The 16,870-nt window shown below is 69.7% G+C and carries 15 protein-coding genes and 2 pseudogenes; 10 read left to right on the plus strand and 7 right to left on the minus strand.

Features of this window, described 5'->3' with window-relative positions; genetic code table 11:
• Positions 1 to 100: 100 nt before the first annotated feature.
• The 5 genes from AZE13_RS06000 to AZE13_RS06020 all read left to right on the plus strand — a co-directional run bounded on the left by AZE13_RS06000 (position 101) and on the right by AZE13_RS06020 (position 4,517).
• Positions 101 to 913: a GNAT family N-acetyltransferase gene (locus tag AZE13_RS06000; protein WP_066928490.1), complete on the plus strand. Its 813-nt coding sequence runs from the start codon at positions 101 to 103 to the stop codon at positions 911 to 913.
• Positions 910 to 1,134: a translation initiation factor IF-1 gene (gene infA, locus AZE13_RS06005; protein ID WP_066927710.1), complete on the plus strand. Its 225-nt coding sequence runs from the start codon at positions 910 to 912 to the stop codon at positions 1,132 to 1,134. The genes AZE13_RS06000 and infA overlap by 4 nt, the downstream gene beginning before the upstream one ends.
• A gap of 296 nt (positions 1,135 to 1,430) precedes the next feature.
• A complete protein-coding gene (locus AZE13_RS06010) occupies positions 1,431 to 2,792 on the plus strand; it encodes a Dyp-type peroxidase (protein ID WP_258527609.1) in 1,362 nt (453 codons plus the stop codon).
• A complete protein-coding gene (locus tag AZE13_RS06015) occupies positions 2,789 to 3,937 on the plus strand; it encodes a catalase family protein (protein WP_258527610.1) in 1,149 nt (382 codons plus the stop codon). The genes AZE13_RS06010 and AZE13_RS06015 overlap by 4 nt, the downstream gene beginning before the upstream one ends.
• Before the next feature lie 22 nt (positions 3,938 to 3,959).
• A complete protein-coding gene (locus AZE13_RS06020; protein WP_066927714.1) occupies positions 3,960 to 4,517 on the plus strand; it encodes a hypothetical protein in 558 nt (185 codons plus the stop codon).
• 48 nt (positions 4,518 to 4,565) lie between these two features.
• Here AZE13_RS06020 and AZE13_RS06025 read toward each other — a convergent pair whose 3' ends face one another.
• Genes AZE13_RS06025 through AZE13_RS06035 form a run of 3 tightly spaced genes read right to left on the minus strand, consistent with a single transcriptional unit; the run spans position 4,566 to position 7,912 of the window.
• Positions 4,566 to 6,053, minus strand: a complete 1,488-nt coding sequence (locus tag AZE13_RS06025; RefSeq protein ID WP_066927716.1) for a CoA transferase — start codon at positions 6,051 to 6,053, stop codon at positions 4,566 to 4,568.
• A 43-nt stretch (positions 6,054 to 6,096) separates the two neighbouring features.
• On the minus strand, positions 6,097 to 7,137 hold the full coding sequence (locus AZE13_RS06030) for a 3-hydroxyacyl-CoA dehydrogenase family protein (protein ID WP_079123742.1): 1,041 nt from the start codon (positions 7,135 to 7,137) through the stop codon (positions 6,097 to 6,099).
• 37 nt (positions 7,138 to 7,174) lie between these two features.
• Positions 7,175 to 7,912 (minus strand): acetoacetate decarboxylase, encoded by a 738-nt coding sequence (locus AZE13_RS06035; protein ID WP_066928495.1) that lies wholly within the window; start codon positions 7,910 to 7,912, stop codon positions 7,175 to 7,177.
• A gap of 98 nt (positions 7,913 to 8,010) precedes the next feature.
• On the opposite strand from AZE13_RS06035, the gene AZE13_RS06040 reads away from it, so the two are divergent.
• Entirely contained in the window at positions 8,011 to 8,928 is a 918-nt protein-coding gene (locus AZE13_RS06040) for a LysR substrate-binding domain-containing protein (RefSeq protein WP_258527611.1), read from the plus strand.
• A 53-nt stretch (positions 8,929 to 8,981) separates the two neighbouring features.
• Here AZE13_RS06040 and AZE13_RS06050 read toward each other — a convergent pair.
• A pseudogene (locus AZE13_RS06050) lies at positions 8,982 to 10,963 on the minus strand (TIGR02677 family protein).
• A gap of 109 nt (positions 10,964 to 11,072) precedes the next feature.
• On the opposite strand from AZE13_RS06050, the gene AZE13_RS06055 reads away from it, so the two are divergent.
• From AZE13_RS06055 to AZE13_RS06060, 3 genes and pseudogenes are all read left to right on the plus strand, one after another.
• The gene (locus AZE13_RS06055; RefSeq protein ID WP_066927725.1) at positions 11,073 to 11,399 is read left to right on the plus strand and encodes a PadR family transcriptional regulator; all 327 of its coding nucleotides are present in this window, start codon (positions 11,073 to 11,075) and stop codon (positions 11,397 to 11,399) included.
• Positions 11,396 to 11,518: pseudogene (locus AZE13_RS38975) on the plus strand (DUF1048 domain-containing protein); the annotation flags it as partial. The gene AZE13_RS06055 and the pseudogene AZE13_RS38975, both read left to right, overlap by 4 nt.
• A 14-nt stretch (positions 11,519 to 11,532) precedes the next feature.
• Entirely contained in the window at positions 11,533 to 11,859 is a 327-nt protein-coding gene (locus tag AZE13_RS06060; RefSeq protein WP_066927726.1) for a DUF1048 domain-containing protein, read from the plus strand.
• A gap of 337 nt (positions 11,860 to 12,196) precedes the next feature.
• On the opposite strand, the gene AZE13_RS06065 is transcribed toward AZE13_RS06060, so the two are convergent.
• Positions 12,197 to 13,621, minus strand: coding sequence for an MFS transporter (locus tag AZE13_RS06065; RefSeq protein WP_079123743.1), 1,425 nt, complete (start codon positions 13,619 to 13,621; stop codon positions 12,197 to 12,199).
• A 48-nt stretch (positions 13,622 to 13,669) separates the two neighbouring features.
• Here AZE13_RS06065 and AZE13_RS06070 point away from each other — a divergent pair, with 48 nt between their 5' ends.
• Complete coding sequence (locus AZE13_RS06070; RefSeq protein WP_079123744.1) at positions 13,670 to 14,275, plus strand: uridine kinase; 606 nt, start codon at positions 13,670 to 13,672, stop codon at positions 14,273 to 14,275.
• 11 nt (positions 14,276 to 14,286) lie between these two features.
• Here AZE13_RS06070 and AZE13_RS06075 read toward each other — a convergent pair whose 3' ends face one another.
• The gene (locus AZE13_RS06075; protein ID WP_066927730.1) at positions 14,287 to 15,312 is read right to left on the minus strand and encodes a phosphotriesterase; all 1,026 of its coding nucleotides are present in this window, start codon (positions 15,310 to 15,312) and stop codon (positions 14,287 to 14,289) included.
• 582 nt (positions 15,313 to 15,894) lie between these two features.
• Positions 15,895 to 16,644 carry a hypothetical protein gene (locus tag AZE13_RS36220; protein ID WP_147264611.1) on the minus strand — a complete coding sequence of 250 codons (750 nt, stop codon included), beginning with the start codon at positions 16,642 to 16,644 and terminating at the stop codon, positions 15,895 to 15,897.
• Between the last annotated feature and the right edge of the window lie 226 nt (positions 16,645 to 16,870).

Here is a 16,870-nt window from a genome sequence, read left to right on the forward strand (position 1 = left end):
CCATGGGTGCTCCCTCAACCCGTCACGGTCCGGCGGCTGACGTCGGTGTCGCCAGGAGCGCCTGAGATCGAGGCACTCCTGGAAGGAGACTCCGATGAAGATGAACACGAAGCCTTGCGCCTCTTCCACCTCGTCCACCTCTGGCCCGAGCGAGGACGCGGTGATGATCACACGCGTCGCGGACAGGCAGTGGCACGCACTGGATGACGACCTGGTGGTCGGCCGCGGGCATGCGGAGCACCGGCCCGACGGGCGCTTGTTCGTCAGTATCGACGCCTGGCACGAGGCCGCCTTCGACCGGCTCGCCGGGGCGATGCTGGCGGCACTGCCGGCGCCGCTGTACACGGTGGTCGACGAAGCCGACGTCACGCTGACGGCCGGCTGGCAGCGGGCCGGATTCACGGTCCGGCGCCGCGAGTGGGAGTACGCCGTGCCGACCGACCCACAGGTCACCGGGCTCGCAGCGGTCCTGCCGCCTTCGGGTGTGACGATCGTGCCCGCCGGCCAAGCGGACGAGAGTCTGCTGCGGGCGGTGGACCGCGCGATCCGCGACGAAGTCGAGGCGACCGTCGGGTGGTGGCAGTCGATGCCCGCGGAGGTCATTGCCCGCCCCGAAGGCGACACCCTCGTCGACCCGCAGAAGTACGCGGTGGCCGCGGCGCCGGACCGCTACCTGGGTCTGATCCGGGTGGTGACGGTGAACCGGCCGCGCATCGGGCTGCTCGCGGTCCGGGCCGGCGAGCAGCGCCGCGGCATCGCGCGGGCACTGCTGGCCCACGCACTGGGCACACTGCACCGCTCCGGGTTCACCACCGCCTTCACCGAAGTGCACGAGTCCCACCACGCGGCCTCGGCGCTGGTGGAAGGCATCGGCGCCCGGCCGGTGGGCAGCAACCTGGAGCTGGTGCGATGACGAAGAACAAGAACGTCATCGAAGTCGAGGGCAGGGTCGTCGAGTGCCTGCGCAGCGCCATGTTCACCGTGCAGCTCGACAACGGCCACCAGGTGCTCGCACACATCAGCGGGAAGATCCGCAAGAACTACATCAAGATCTACCTGCAAGACCGGGTGCTGGTGCAGCTCCCGCCGTACGACCTGACGCGCGGCCGGATCGTCTTCCGGTACCGCAACTAACGGCAGCCGGCACCCACCACAGCGGCTGATCCCGGGCCCCGGTCACCACGTTTCCGTGACCGGGACCCGGTGATGGTCGCACCTCGCGCCTGTGCCCGCACGGGCGCCACTGGTCCTTGTCTCGCCTCCGGACACTCCTTGCTCCCTTGCGCGACACGGCAACCGAATGTCCGCCCGACGTCGACCTCCACGGTGCATAGTGTGTGCATATTTGTGATGGTATGGAGGAGGCCCGCCGTGTCCCTGATCTCCCGTCAGTTCGAGCCGCAAGGCTGAGCGGGCTTCCCGTGTGTGCGGTGCCGAGCCTGGAGCTGGACGATATCCAGGGCACTGTGCTGCGCCGCCGCCCGGACGACTACCACGGCGTGTACCTGCTCTACCGCATCGATGACCCGGCCGCGGCGAAGCGGTCGTTGCGCGAGGTCCTGCCGAAGATCACCAGCGCGGCGGACTGGGAGCTGCCCCGGCCGTTCACCCTCAACGTCGCCTTCACCTACCGTGGGCTGGCCCGGCTGGGCGTGCCGCAGGAGTCGCTCGCCTCCTTCTCCGAGGAATTCCGGGCCGGCATGGCCGCTCGCAAGGAGGTTCTCGGCGACCTCGGGGCCAACGACCCCGACAACTGGACCCCGCCGCTGGGCGGCCCCGACGTCCACATCGGGGTGATGATCATCGCGGAGACGCCCGCGGGACTTCACGAGCCGGTCGACGCTGCCGGGCGCCTTGCCGGGGTGAGTCTCGTGTACCGGCTCGACGTCGGTGTCCCGGTCACCGGGCGCGAGCACTTCGGGTTCCGGGACGGCATCTCCAGCCCGTACCTGCTCGGCAGCGCCGACCGGCCGCTGCCCGGCCAGGACAGCGTCCAGCCCGGTGAGTTCGTCTTCGGCTACCCGGACCAGTCCGGGGTGCCGCCGAAGGGACCGGTCCCGGACGTGCTCGGTCGCAACGGCTGCTATCTGGCCTTCCGCCAGATGCACTCGGACGTCGCCGCGTTCCGCAGGTACCTGCGCGAGACCGCCCGCTCCGCCGAGGACGAGGAGTTGCTCGCCGCCAAGATCGTCGGTCGCTGGCGCAGCGGCGCCCCGCTCGCGTTGGCACCGGACCACGACGACCCGGAGCTGGGCGCCGACCCGATGCGCAACAACGACTTCCGCTACCAAGACGACCCACGGGGCTTGTGTGTGCCGCGCGGCGCGCACATCCGGCGCGCCAACCCGAGGGACAGTCTCGTGGACACGGTGGTCGAGACCGGAATCCATCGTGTGCTGCGGCGCGGCGCCGCGTACGGCCCGGTGCTGCCCGACGGGGTCCTTGAGGACGACGGCGCGGAGCGCGGGATCATCTTCGTCTTCCTGGGCGCCAGTCTGTCCCGGCAGTTCGAGTTCGTGCAGCAGGTGTGGCTCAACCGCGGCGACTTCGCCGGCCTCGGCACCGAGCGGGACCCGCTGGTCGGCGACAACGCCGGTACCGGCACGCACACCATCCCGGCCCGGCCGGTCCGCCGCCGGCTCACCGGCCTGCCCCGGTTCGTGACCGTGCGCGGCGGCGAGTACTGCTTCCTGCCCGGCCTGGCCGCGCTCACGTGGCTCACCGGGCTGCCCGACCCGGCCGGGGCCCCCTCCACCACGCCGCACTCGTCACGTCCGGAGGACGACAGGTGACACCATCCGAGCTGAGCTTCACCCCTGTACGGTACGCACCCGATGTCGCGCCGCCGGAACCGGACTTCGACCGGAACCTTCAGCAGGTCATCGACGTCGTCGAGGACTTCGAGCGGGGCTCGGTGGAGGGCGAGGGCGAACACCGTGCCGTGCGCTTCGCCCACGCGAAGGCGTACGGGCTGGTGCGCGGCACGTTCGAGATCCTCGACGGTGTTCCGCCCGAGTACGCTCAGGGCATCTACGGCAGGCCCGGGACCCACGACGCGCTGGTCCGCTACTCCAACGGGCTGTCCCATCTGGGCGCCGACCGGATGCTGGGCAACGTCGTCGGCATGGCCACCAAGGTGTTCGGGGTGGATGCCACCACCACCCTGCCGGACGAGGCCGCCAGTCACACCATGGACTTCAACATGATCAACGGGCCCGTCTTCTTCTGCAACACCGCGGCACACTACACATTCCTGGCGAAGCTCTTCATCGACCTGCCCCAGTACCGGCTCACCGGCCGCAGTGGCAGCCACCAGATGTTCTACGACTGGGTCACCGGATACGGCACGCTGCCTCCGTCACAGTGGGCCTGGGACGAGCTCGGCGCGATGCTGCGGCTGGGCGAGCGGGCCCGCTGGCAGAACCTCCTGCTCAGCTCGTTCTTCTCGATGGGAGCGGTGCGCCACGGCGATTACCTCGCCAAACTGCGCATCCGCCCGACGCACGCATCGGCGGCCGGCGTGCGGGCCCGCGACCTCGACCCGACGAGTGGGGACGAGGTCTTCCGCCCCGCCCTGATCAGTGAACTCGCCCGCGAGGAGCACGAGTTCGACTTCCAGGTGCAGCTGTGCGCATCCCTGGAGACCATGCCCGTCGACGACCTCACCGTCGAATGGGAAGAGCACGAGTCCCCCTTCGTGACGGTCGCCACACTGCGCTTCCCCCGCCAGGACATCGGCGGCGAGGGCAATCTCACCGCCGCCGACGCGCTGTCGTTCACGCCATGGCGCTGTCCACCGGAGCATGTGCCGATCGGTTCGATCCAGACCGTCCGCAAGGAGGTGTACCGGCGCTCGTCATTGCTGCGCCACGAGCTGAACGGTCAGCCCCGCTCCGAACCGGCCTCGGCGGCCGAAGTCCTTCCCGACCCGGCCTGACGTCTCCCCGAAAGGGACCCCGATGTACGACTTCGACCCGTCAACCTACCGGCCGATCTCCCCGGACGTACCTGTCGAGGAGATCGCCGAGCACTTCCAGCGCCCCCGCTCGCAGACCGATGGTGTCGGTCTGCGAGCGGTGAACCGCTCCGAGTTCACCCTGGTGGCACCGGTCATCCAGCCGACCGGTCCGGCCGTCTTCCTGGAGCGCGCCGAGAAAGCCTGCATCGAGGCCCCCTACTGGGAGAACCGCCTCGGGACGGTCCACGACCTGCGTGTCGCGCTCATCAACGACGGTCAACAGGTGCTGTTCTGCGCGACCTACAGCGACGAGTTCAAGCCCTACGTCGTCGACGTCATCCGCTTCGCCACCCCCTGGATCGACTACATGTTCACCGACGTCGCAGTGGACTACCCGGGCCTGGCCTCCGACGACGCGATCGCCTACATCGCCAGGCACCAAGTGGAGGCCCACGTCTGGTACGGCGGACCGAACCCGGAGGCCAGCCCCAGGGACATCGCCAAGAGCATCGCGGTGGCCACCGCGTTCGACACCCTGCTGGACGCCGCCCAGGGCTGACGGAAGGGCTGACGGAAGGGCTGACGGACAGGACGTGCGGTGGAGGGGTCAGGCCGTGGGCAGCCATTCCGGGCGCTGGGAGCCGCGCGGGACGAGCACCTGCCGGTACGCGCCGGGGGTGTCCGACATCTTCACCTGGTCGGTGATGCCCTGGTAGTGGCCGAGCGGGGTTTCGGCAGTGAAGACCTCGGGGTCCGGGTAGGCGTGGAGTTCACCGGTACCGGCCACCTGCTGCGCGTAGGCCTTGTCGAAGATGCCCATGGAGAGGATCCACAGGGCGACGCGGGAGAGTGAGACGTGGACGCGGTAGCTGCCGCCGTCGACAGCGCGGCGCCGCAGTGCTTCGGTGATGCCGGCGGTCATGAACCAGGAGACGAGGTAGTCGTTGACGACGGTGATGGGCGGCAGGGCCGGTTTGTCGCCGTCGCCCTCCAAGTGCAGCAGGCCGGTGAGCGCGCCCGCGGTCTGGTCGAAGCCGAGGTAGTCCTTCCACGGTCCGCTCCGCCCGTTCAGCGACACCGTGGCGTGGATCAGACCGGGGCGCCGGGCGATGGCCTCGTCCACGGACAGGCCGATGGAGCTCAGGAAGCCGGGGCGGCGGTTGGCGAAGAAGACATCGGCACCCGCCTGGAGCTCGTGGATCCTGGCCAGGCCCTCCTTCGTGTACGGGCTCACCATGGCCGAGCGCACACCGACACCGGTCGTCAGATACGTGACGTCGTGCTCCAGCTCGTAGGGCCGCCACAGGTTCAGCACGTCCGCTCCGTGCAGGGCCATGGCGCGACCGGCGCCGGCACCGGCGATGATGTGGCCCATGCCCAGCGCGCGCACGCCGTCCAGCGGGGCGGTGGGGTTTGCGGGCAGCGGCTCGGGGTCGCTGTCACCGACCCGGGTGATCTCCACCAGCGGCAGGCCGGCGAGCACCTCGGTGTACTGACGCTCGGTCAGGAACTCGCCGGGGGTGCGGACCATCGGCATGACGCACCCGGCCTCCGCGCCGGCCTGCTCCAGCTCCCGTGCGTTCCACCGCGCGATCGCGGCCCCGACGTGCTCGGGAACGTCACCGACGCCGAGCAGCTTCTCGGCGGCGACCTTGATGTTCGGGTAGATGTTGAACGGCATCATCCACCGGCTGTCGGCGGTCCGGTAGAAGTTGTTGGCGAGAGCCATGTTGATGATGGACGGGGTACCGCCGGGGTAGCCGTTGAGCAGCTCCCACTTCTGCTCGTAGAACGGGCACAGGCGGTGCGGCCCCACGCGCAGGTCCATGTGGAGGTCCTGGCCACGGCCGGTGCGGTCCTTCCACAGGGCGGCGACGGCAGCGGACTTGGCGACCATGGCGATGCCGGAGGCCGCGCCGAGGCGCAGGGTGCTGGGCACGACCGGGTCGGCACCCTCGTAGGTGATCGTGCCGCCGGTGTCCTCCGGCTTCAGCCCTATGCCCGCGAGAACCTCGGCCGTTTCGGCATGGACATCGAACGCGTCGTCGGTGGCCGGGTCGGCGATGGCCCTGGTGATCTTTTCGGTGAGCGACATGGTGTTTTCGCTTCTCACGTGTGTTTCGGTGGCGGGGAGGGGGTCAGGCGCGGCTGACGGAGCCGGAGTCCGGGGTGGCGTCCAGGGCACGCATGAGGGCGATCTGCGCGCGGTCGCGCTCAGCGGCGAGTTCCTCGACGGTGCCGTCGCCGAAGGTCTCGCGTGCCTGGTCGATGAGGACCGCGACGGTGGAGTCGTCGAAGGCGGGGGTGCCCAGGGCTGGCCACATACTGGTTTCCATGGCGCGGCCGAGGTGCTCGATGAAGTGGGGCAGCCCGCCGGGACCGCCTCCGAGGTGGAAGGTGCGGAAGGGGCCGCCGACGGCCCAGCGCATGCCGATGGAGGCGGTGACGATGTCGTCGAGTTCCTGCTCCGTGACCACGCCCTGGGCGACGAGGTGGACGCATTCGCGGAAGAGGGCGGACTGCAGGCGGTTGGCGACGAAGCCGGGAATCTCCTTGCGCAGTACCTGCGGCTTCTTGCCGAGAGCGGTGTAGAAGGCCTTGGCCTGCCGGACGGTGTCCTCGGAGGTCTTCTCGCCCGGCACGATCTCCACCAGCGGCACGAGGTGCGGCGGGTTGAAGGGATGGCCCACGACGAGCCGTTCGGGCTGCCGCATCGCCTGGGCGATGGCGGTGGCCGGGATGCTGGAGGTCGAGGTGGCCAGCAGCGCGTGGGCGGGAGCGGCCTGCTCGATGGTCTGCCAGATCCGCTGCTTGAGCTCCGGGCGCTCGGGGCCGTTCTCCTGGACGATGTCGACGCCGGCGACGGCGGTGGCCAGGTCGGCTTCGAAGGAGAGCCGGCCGGCGAGGTTCTCGGTGGGCAGTCCGAGTGCGGCGAGCGCGGGGGTGATCTCGTCCAGGCCCGCCAGGACGAGGCCCTCGATGTCGGGTCGGGGGTCGTTGATGACGACGTCGATACCGCGGGCGAGGAAGAGGCCGGCCCAGGAGATGCCGATCACGCCGCCGCCGATGATCGCGGCGCGCCGGTAGGAGTCCAGGGCGGCGCTGCCGTCCCGACCGGAGGTGGTGGCGTCCTGACCGGAGGTGGTGGCGTCCGGGGCAGGCTCCGGAATGAGGGTCATGGTGGTGCAGCTTTCTCGAAGAGGGTGCCGTGCCGTCTCAGCCGGCGAGGTAGTCGTAAACCGCCTCGACCGGGTTGAGGGTCAGGTCGGTGACGAGGTGGCTGGCCCGGACGACTTCGAGGACGGGCAGGTCCGCGAGCGGGGCGATCGCGTGGGCGAAGAGCTGCAGGCGGGCGGGGCCGGTGAAGGCGCTCTTGACGGTGGCGTCGGTGATCTGGGTGCGGACCAGCTCGCAGATGCGGGGAGTGCCGTCGTAGTGCGGCACAGTTTTGATCATGAAGTGCGGGGAGCAGACTTCCGCGCGCGCCTCGTCGAGATCGAGGGCGTGGTGCTTGTAGCCCATGGTGGCGGTGGCCACCCGCAGGGTGCCGTAGTCGAGCGTGCCGACCAGGGTGTCGGAGTCGACGCGGAGGCTGGGGGAACCGGACTTCTTCGGGTACGCGCTGAACTCGCGTCCGCTGGAGATCGCGGGAACGCTGTCGACGTACATCGCCAGGTTGAACTCGCCCGCTTCGCCCTCGTGCTCGACGGCGATGAGCTGGCCCGCCTCGGTGTAGTCCCCCAGGCCGGTGGTGTCGGGCATCCGCATGATCTCGAAGCGGACCAGCGGCTCGGTCACGGTCAGCGGCTCGGGGACGAGCCGGCGCAGCGCCTCGGGATCGGTGCGGTAGTAGATGTTGAGGTACTCGCGGTTGGTGAACCGGTACCGGGTGGGCGCGTAGGCCGGGGAGTCCAGCGGGGTGGTGACCAGCCGCGCGACATCTTGCTTATGCATCTTGGCCTCCAGGGGAAGGAGCGCCGCGCTCTTGTGCGAAGCGCCCACGACCCAGTGGACGCCTCCCGAAGCATGTCTGTCCAATATATGATTGATTCATGATCCATATGGCGAGGGATATCAATCTCACGAACCGCCTGCTGGAGCAGTTCCTGGTGGTGGCCGAAGAGCAGCATTTCGGCCGCGCCGCGGAGCGCCTCTCGATGGGCCAGCCGCCGCTCAGCCAGTCGATCCAGCGACTGGAGCGGGGCCTCGGGGTGCGGCTGTTCGAGCGGGGCCCGGGAGGGGTCTCCCTGACCGGGGCGGGCGAGGTGTTCGCCGGGGACGCCCAGCGGCTCCTGGAGGCCCAGTCCACGGCCATCGAGCGGGTACGGCGGGTCGCGGCCGGCCTGGAGGGGGACGTCCGCGTGGGGTACGTGAGCATTCTCAGTCACCACTACCTGCCCGGACTCCTCCGGGCCGCGTCCGAGGAGCTGCCGGGGCTGCGCGTGCACCTGCACCAGGACTCGGCGGCCGCCCTCGCCGACATGGTCCGCTCCGGCGCTTTGGACCTGGGGTTCCTTCGCGACCCCTCGCCCCTGTCGGCCGAGCTCGTCAGCCAGGAATTCGCCGTCGAGCGCATCGCCGCGGCCCTGCCGCACGATCACCCCTTGGCCGCGGCCGAGGAAATCGGCCTCGCCGACCTGCGGGGTGAGGATTTCGTCCTGCCCGCCGCCGCGGCACTGCCGGCGCTGGCCCAGCAGGTTCAACTCGCCTGCCACGACGCGGGTTTCACGCCGCTGGGCCGGGCCGTGTCCGACGATCTCACCGGCCTCCTCAGCTATGTCGCTTCCGGATTGTGTGTGACCCTCCTGCCCGAGCGTCTGCGCGACTTCCCCATTCCCGGCGTTGCTTTCGTTCCACTGCGCGGGGAATCGCCCTATCTGAAGACCACCGTGGCCGCGGTTCGGCGCCCGGACGCGGATGCCGCCGTGCTGCGCCTACTCGAACTGATCACCCGCCGAACGGCGGCGTGAGCGGGCCGACGAGCCGGAGCGGAGACTCAGGCCGCGCCCGCCGAACCCCGGGGTCAGGAGCGTGCGGGGGCCGGATCGGCCAGGAGGTCGGCCAGGACGGACTCCTCCTCGGTACGTACGCCGAGTTCGGTGCGGGCCGGGCGGAGGTCCGGGTCCCATCCGGCTGTGGTGGGCGTACCGGTCAGAGGCGGGGCCAGGGGTGTGGCGGCGGCCGCACTGCGGTAGTCGGCCGCCGTGTAGCGCCAGGGACGCCAGGGAACGCGGCGCAGCAGGGCGGTGGCGATGCGCAGGCCGCCCCAGTCGAAGTCGCCGTGGTAGCGGAGTGTGGCCCCGTGGGCGTGCAGGTGACGGAGCAGGGTGAGGGCGGCGGCCGAGGGCCGGCCCTGGAGGCACACCAGGGGCGGGCAGGCATGGCCGTGGGTGTCGGCTGCGGTGGCCAGGACGGTCGGGTTCTCGCATAGGTACACCGTGGTGGGTGTCGTTCGCGCTGGGGCACGGACGAGCTGACGCAGGGTCAGCACGGCTGGCTCTCCCGCGTCGCCGAGTGTGTGGGCGGCGAAGGCGGGGAGGGACACGGCGGGTTCGACGGGCAGGCGGCGCAGGGCTTCGGTGGCGCGCTCCAGCAGGGTGCGGGCCGTGTGCGGGGGGGGCGGGCGAGGCGCCGTACGAGGCCGTCCCGGTGCAATCGGTCCGCCCATTCGGCCAGTTCGGGTTTCCGGGTGCGGATCAGGGTGTCGAGCGTGAGGTAGGGGTCGGCGGCGTCCAGGACCACCTGCTCGGCGAGCCGGCCGAGGGCGATCTGCGCCTCGCCGCGCTCCAGCGCGGCCAGTGCCAGGCACAGCAGCATCTCGACCAGGTGGTCGGGCCCGCGGAACACCCCGCCCGGCGTGCGGATCTCGGCCGTCGTACCGTCTGTCAGGGCCGTGAGACGGATCTCCATCGAGCCGGGGTTGCTGGTCGCCACGGTCGTCGTGCTGCCCGGCCGCCAGGTGGCCAGAGCATCGCCGAGCAACCGCAGGAACAGGCCGAAGGTGAGCGGATCGAGCTCGCCGAGCGCGGACAGCCGCGTGGTGCCGTCCGTGGCCAGCCGGGCCCGGGCCGCCGCGGCCTCCTCCGCCTCCTCCGCCTGCTTCGCGGCGATCTCCGCGAGGCGCTGCCGCCCCTCGGAACGGTCCTGGACCTTGCGCGCCCCGCCGCGCCGCTCGTAGCTTCCGGTGCGGCGCAGTTGCGGGCTGATCCGCAGCGGCTCGGCCTCGGCCCACGGGGTGGACGCGGCCACCGGACGGGCGCTGCGTCCGGCGAGGGTCTCGGCGTCGACGGTCAGATGACGGGCGGGATGGAGGTCGAACGCGGCGCGCCACAGCCGGTGCCGGGCCTCGTCGTCGGGGGCCTCGGCGAACCAGCGGGCCAGGGTGCGGAAGTCCGCGGACCGGTCCGAGCGCCCAGCCCTGCGCTCGTTCAACTGCCGTACCACGGCCAGAGGCTGGGGAATCGCTCCCAGCGCGCGCCCGCGCAGCAGACGTGCCTGCGACTCACGGCCGTCCGCCGACACGAACACGGCCGACAGCCCCGCCCGCCCCTGCTCCTCCGACTCCCCTATGAGCAGGGCGATCCGCCCACCCAGGGTGATCAAACCCTGGATGAACCGCTCCAGGTACTGGATCAACCGGTCCTTGTACGCGAGGAAGACCTCGACCTCCACACCGTGCAGGTCGATGGTGCGCTGCAACGACCCCATGAACGCCCGGGCGTTCTCCGCCAGCGCCTCGAACCGGCCGGTCAGCGCCGACAGCGCCAGATGCGCCTTGGCCGCGTCCGGCCCGTCCTCCTCCTGCTCGGCGGCGATCACCAGCAGGGCCCGCAGCTGCGTGACGATGTGCGGCAGCGCGGCGTGCACGGCCTCCGGCCGCAGGTGCACCGCGAACCGCTCCTTGGCCACCGGGAACGCAACCATCACCTGACGGCAGAGGGCGGCGTTGGGTGCGGTCAGGTGCGCGAAGGGCGCGTAACCGGCCTTGTCCACGCCTGCCGTCATTGCATCGTTCTACCGACTCCTCCCCTCCCCCCCTCCCCCGCTACTCGGTGATACCGTACACCGGTACTCAGTAGCACGAAGTACTGAGAGAGGCTGAGGAGAGTTCGCGATGGACGACCTGACGGAGATGCTGAAGGGCACGCTCGAAGGGTGCGTGCTCGAAATCATCAGCGGCGAGGAAACCTACGGGTACGCCATCACCCGTCAGCTGAACGAGCTCGGCTTCGCCGACGTCGTCGAGGGGACGGTGTACACCATCTTGCTGCGACTGGAGAGGAACGGTCTCGTCCAGGTGACGAAACGACCATCCGGGGTCGGTCCGCCGCGCAAGTTCTACGCGCTCAACGACGCCGGACACGAGGAACTCACGAAGTTCTGGGCGAAATGGCAGTACGTCTCATCACGCATCGACAGGCTCAAGGAGGGCCGGAGATGAAGTTCTGGGAGACCATCACAGGCAGCGATCTCACCCGGGAATGGAAGGCGTTCGACGCCCGGGCCGAGGCCCTGCCGGACGACTACCGGGCAGCGTGGGAACAGATCAAGGGCCACCTCGCTGGGAGGCTGACGTGGGTATCCAGGACATCATCGAGGGCAAGAAGCAGTGGCGGGCACACATGGCTCGGGTCAAGGCGCTCCCGCCGGATTACCACATCGTCTACACGGAGATGCAGAGGTACCTGTTCAAGGTCGGACCGATCGACCTGGCCGACGGGCCCCTGCTCCCCGGGATCGTCGACTTCTTCGAGGAGGGCGTCGCCGGGGGCAAGGGCGTCCTGGAACTCATCGGCAACGACGTCGCCGCGTTCTGCGACGACCTGGTCAAGGACTCGCCCACCTATGCGGACGTCTACCAGGAATCCATCAGGGGGAAGCCCGGCACGGCCGAGAAGTAACACCCGCCGCCCCATGCCCGGCACGCGCGGTTCGTTCGCCTCGGCGCAGTACGAACAGGCTTCGGCCAACCGGCCAACCGGCCAACCGGCCGGGCGCGCACGGGCGGAAGCGGGTGCACGGGCCGGAGGCGGGAAGGCCCTGGCGAGCGGCTCGACCCAAGGCTGCTGACCTGGGGGCGGTCAACGCGCTGGCAGAGAGCGCCCTCACTCCGTTACGTCCTCACGTCGCGGCAACAAGAGCCGCGACAGCCGCCCCGTACGCACACCCGGAGCCGTCAGTGGTTCTGGTCGAGCTTCCAGGGGCGCGCCTGAAGAGACCGGGTGTAGGGGACGGCTCTCAATCCCCCAGCCTCCGGCGGTGATCGTCGTCTTTCATGGTGGCGAGGGCGAGGGTGCCCAGAGCAGAGGTGGCGAGGACGTAATAGGCGGGGACATCGGGGTTTCCGGTGCGGCGGATGAGTTCGGTGATGAACAGGCCGGCACAGCCGGAGAAGACCGCGTTCGCCAGCGCGTAGGCCACGCCGAGGCCGGTGTGCCGGGTCGGCGTGGGGAACATCTCGGCCAGCATCGCCGGGCCCGGACCGGCCAACAGGCCCACCAGGGCGCCGGCGAGTGCCACCGCGCCGTACGTCAGCCACACCGGGGAGTCCCGGTACTGCACAACATGGAGCAGAGGCAGTGCTGACAGCCCGGTCATGGCGGCGCCGGTGGCCATGACGGGTTTCCGGCCCAGGTGGTCGCTCAGCGCACCCGCCGGGAGGATCGAGGCGGCGAAACCAAGGTTCGCGACGAGCGTGGCCAGCAGCGCCCGCCTCGGACTCTCGCCCACTGTGTGCTGAAGATAGGTCGGCAGGACGACGAGGAACGTGTATCCGGCCGCCGACCACGCCATGAGCCGCCCACACCCCAGGACAACCCCGGACACCACCTTCTTCGCCTCTGCCGGCGGTCCGGAAGCATCGGCCTCGGCAGCCGCGCACAGGGACACGGCGGCCGGCCCCGGAACCGCTTCCCACCGTGCCCGCCATGCCCGTCGCGACCGCCGCGCCGCGGGCACGGCATCCGCCGCCCGAGCCTGCCGGGCTCGGAAGAACTCCGGGGACTCTCCCAGTCGCAGCCTCAGGCACAGGGCGACCGCACCCATCGGCGCGGCTGCCAGGAACGGCAGCCGCCACCCCCAGGCCGCGACCTGTCCCTCCGTCAGTACGGCTGTCACCAGTGTCGCAGCACCGGCACCCGCGAGCAGCCCGAGCGCGACGGTGAGCGACTGCCACGCGCCGTACGCGCCCCGCTTCCCGGGTGGTGCGCACTCCGTCATCAGGGCGACCACGCCGCCGAACTCCCCGCCGGCTGACAGGCCTTGCACGATCCGTAACGCCGTCAGCAACCAGGGGGCGGCAGCGCCTGCGATGGCATACGTGGGCAGTAGACCGATCAGCGTCGTCGCGGAGGTCATGGCCAGTACGGTGATGGTCAGTGCCGGTCGGCGTCCGAAGCGGTCGCCGACGCGACCGAGGAGGAACGCCCCCACGGGCCGGAAGAAGAAGGCCAGCGCGAACGACGCGTAGGTCGTGACCAGTGCCTCCGCGGCTCCGCCGCCCTGAGGTGTGAAGAAGTTGGCCGCGATGACGGTGGCGAAGAACGCGTAGACGCCGAACTCGTACCACTCGATGAAGTTGCCGACCGCACCCGCGACCACGGTCCGGCGGGTGAGCGCCACCCCGAACGTGCCGCTGCGCGGCCCCTCTGCGAATGTCCTCATGGCGGGAAGCCTTCCCACCGGGCGCGCGCCGCGGTGTGTGATGGGCGTATGGCAGTGCCCTCTCCCGCAGTTGAAGAGCTCGCCCACATGATCACCCGCAGCGCGGGCCGTGGACCGGCCCTGGTCTCGCTCGACGGTCCGGCCGGGGCAGGGAAGACCACCCTGGCCGCCCAGCTGGCCCACCGCCTCGGTGGCCCCCGCCCGGCCGCGGTGGTGCACGGGGACGACTTCTTCCGCCCCCTGCCCTGGCGCGAGCGGGTCGCCATGACCCCACGGCAGGGCTACTCGCGACTGTTCACCTGGCAACGGCTGCGTGACCAGGTACTCGTCCCGCTGCGCGCGGGCCGCGCCGCGCACTACGAACGATACGACCCGGCCACCAACAGCCTGCGACACGATGAACCGGGCCACATCACCCCAACCGGCACGGTCATCGTCGAAGGCGTACTCACCGCCCGCCCGGAACTCGCCGCGCTCTACCACCTCGTCGTGTTCGTCGACACCCCCGGCGACGTGTGCCTGAGGCGCCTCTACGCACGGGGCCGCGACGCCCGGCGACTGGCCTGGATCACCACCTGGCAGGCCGTCGAACGGCACTACTTCACCACCACCGAACTCCGGGCACGCGCCCACCTCACCATCGCTCACGAGTAACGGCCCACCTGTCACGAACTCTGCCGCGGTGACTCGCCACTGAACTCGCTGCCGGACTCGCCACTGGGCTCACCGCTGGACTTGCCACTGGACTCGCTGCTGGACTCCTCGCCGCTCGCGCCCGTGAGGAAGCTCAGTGGGTTGCGGCGAGTCATCTGCTGGACGAGGTCGTCCGTGACACCGGCAGCCCGCAGCCGGGGCAGGAAGGTGCGGAGCAGATGGCCGTAGCCCATGCCACCGCGACTGGTGAGGTAGGCGGGGCGGGAGACGTCGCAGGAGAGCAGCAGCCGGTCGGCGTGACCGGCCTCCAGCAGCGCCAGGAGCAGCCGGAGGCGGACGTCGTCGTCCTGGTAGCGGTACTTGCCGATGGTGTCGAACGAGACGTAGGCACCTTCGGCGGCCAGCCGGCGATGGGTGGCGGGGTCGTCCAGCAGGTCCTGATGACCGATCGCGATGCGGTGCGGTGCCAGCCCCTGACCGGTCAACAGCCGTAGCTGGACGAGGCCGCCACACCCGAGGTGGGCGTGCGTGGCCACCGACAGTCCGGTGCGGACGGCGGCCCGGGCCGCGGCCGCGAACGTACGGCGCTCCGCCGCGCTGGGTTCCTCACCACTGGTCCCGACCTCCCCGATGAGCCCGGGCCGGATCCGCCGCGGACCGATCCCCACCTCGATCTCCCGCACCAGCACCTCGGCCAGGAAGTCCGCATCCGCACCGCGCACTTCCGCGGGGTGGAACGCCTCGTGATACCAGCCGGTCGCGGCCACCACGGCGACGCCGCAGGCCGCGGAGAGGCCGACGAGCGCGGCCACATCCCGCCCCATACCTCGGCACGTCTGCTCGACGACCAAGGACAGTCCGAACTCCTCGCGCAGAGAAGAGAGTTCGGCGACGACATGCTCGGCATGCCGGCCATCGAGAACGGCACCCTCGTCGCCCCGCCGACAAAGATCGAGACGCAGGTGCTCGTGGGACAACACCGGACCGAGAAGCGTAGACGCATCGAGAAGCCCCGCGACGGTCCGCACCATGAACATGGGCCATACCTATCAGCTCAGCTTCCGGACAACACCGGGCTCGGACACCGAGACGTCATGCGCGGGAACACCCCCGAGGACTGGGTCACCTCCACCAAGCCCGCACATCCGGCGCTGATATCCGAAGCCGACTCCATCGCCGCACAGCACACCCGAGCGGTCAGAGAAACTGCACCAGGCCGGACCTATCTGCTGCTGGCAGGACTGCTGCGCTGCGGGGTATGCAGCCGCCGGATGAAATCCTGCTGGTCGAAACCACCGGCCCGCGTACCGCTGCCGCCACGGCCACACCAGCGCCACCCCACCCGGCCTTGCCCGGCCGCAGAACGCGTACATACGCGAGGACCGCATCCTGCCGCACCTGCCCGCCCTACTCATCCGGTCATCCGACTCACCACCACTGCCCCGGACGGAAGACTCCCAGAACCAGGCAGCGGAGCCCCACCCACCGAGGTCGCAGCCATCGCACAACTCCGAGCCAAGGCACTCACACCGACCTTCGCCCCAGCGACCACCCGAGGAGGCCTCGACACCACGCTTCGCTTCTTCGGACCCCCCAGACAGAATCCGAAGGCGCCTAGGCTAGGAAGGGCGGTAGTCACCGGTGATGGTCTGCTCTGCAAAGGGGAGAAGCGCATTGGGGTCCGTTGGCCGATCCGCCACTGAGGGGCCGTGCAAGCGGAGGCCGTCGTCCCACTGGGCCCGCCAGATGTCGCCGTGGCGGTTCTCCCACTCCACGAAGCTTCCGGGAGCGTCCTGCAGGAGCTGAAGCTCTTGCAGGAGTACCGGGAGCGTGGCAAGTCCGCGGTCCAGGCCGGTGCTTTTGCTTTTGGTCCGCGTGTTCTCGTAGCGAATTTTCAGGAAGGGGACCGGGTCACGGTCAAGTTCGGTTGTCCGCAGCATTTTCCGGACCCGCTCCTGGGCTTCTTCCTCACTCTCAGTTCCAGAGAATTCCGAGTGGCATCCGGGAAATACTGCGTAGGCGACGGAATGGAGATCCGGGAACTCTCTGGCCAGGTATCCGTGTATGCCGGGAGCAGCGATGGCCACACCATCGAAATCATGACCAGGGTGGCGAAATCCCTCCAGCAACGTCAGCGGGCGGCCGACAGCGATCACCTCAGCGGCGTGCTCGCGTGCGAACTCCAGGAGCGCGCGCACCAGGTCGTGGTCGCAGGCGTCCACCACGTTGACCTGGAGCAAGTGCTCGCCGTCCCTGTCCAGCGCGGCGAAGAAGTTGAAGCGGGGGTTCGGTGACCAGTGCCATGCCCCTAGAAGGGAGCCAAAAGGCGCAGCTCCGGGAATGCCGGAAACTTTGGCAGTCAGATTCACTTAAGCGCCTCCTGTCCCTCGCCGTGCGTTAATTGCAGGAGTAGTTGGGGCCGGCACCCTGCCGGCAGGTTGCACCCATGCGGGCCCCGCCACTGGAGCTCTCGCTGCGCGCCATCGGTTCCATATCGTCTACGTCGCTGCAGAAGCCATTCCGAGTTGTCCGTCCCAAATTGCATCCGATACTGTTCCAGTATTGCACGACCGAGTTCAGGTGTTAGTAGGTGAG

The sequence above is a fragment of the Streptomyces sp. NBRC 110611 genome (assembly GCF_001590865.1).
Taxonomy (GTDB): domain Bacteria; phylum Actinomycetota; class Actinomycetes; order Streptomycetales; family Streptomycetaceae; genus Streptomyces.

Bases quoted from the DNA above. Each gene is read 5' to 3' on its own strand.
- AZE13_RS06055 (WP_066927725.1), top strand. From the start codon at position 11,073: ATGGACGACCTGACGGAGATGCTGAAGGGCACGCTCGAAGGGTGCGTG.
- AZE13_RS06070 (WP_079123744.1), top strand. From the start codon at position 13,670: ATGGCAGTGCCCTCTCCCGCAGTTGAAGAGCTCGCCCACATGATCACC.
- AZE13_RS06025 (WP_066927716.1), bottom strand. From the start codon at position 6,053: ATGTCGCTCACCGAAAAGATCACCAGGGCCATCGCCGACCCGGCCACC.
- AZE13_RS06035 (WP_066928495.1), bottom strand. From the start codon at position 7,912: ATGCATAAGCAAGATGTCGCGCGGCTGGTCACCACCCCGCTGGACTCC.
- infA (WP_066927710.1), top strand. From the start codon at position 910: ATGACGAAGAACAAGAACGTCATCGAAGTCGAGGGCAGGGTCGTCGAG.
- AZE13_RS06000 (WP_066928490.1), top strand. From the start codon at position 101: ATGAACACGAAGCCTTGCGCCTCTTCCACCTCGTCCACCTCTGGCCCG.
- AZE13_RS06020 (WP_066927714.1), top strand. From the start codon at position 3,960: ATGTACGACTTCGACCCGTCAACCTACCGGCCGATCTCCCCGGACGTA.
- AZE13_RS06075 (WP_066927730.1), bottom strand. From the start codon at position 15,312: ATGTTCATGGTGCGGACCGTCGCGGGGCTTCTCGATGCGTCTACGCTT.
- AZE13_RS06030 (WP_079123742.1), bottom strand. From the start codon at position 7,137: ATGACCCTCATTCCGGAGCCTGCCCCGGACGCCACCACCTCCGGTCAG.
- AZE13_RS06065 (WP_079123743.1), bottom strand. From the start codon at position 13,621: ATGAGGACATTCGCAGAGGGGCCGCGCAGCGGCACGTTCGGGGTGGCG.
- AZE13_RS06040 (WP_258527611.1), top strand. From the start codon at position 8,011: ATGATCCATATGGCGAGGGATATCAATCTCACGAACCGCCTGCTGGAG.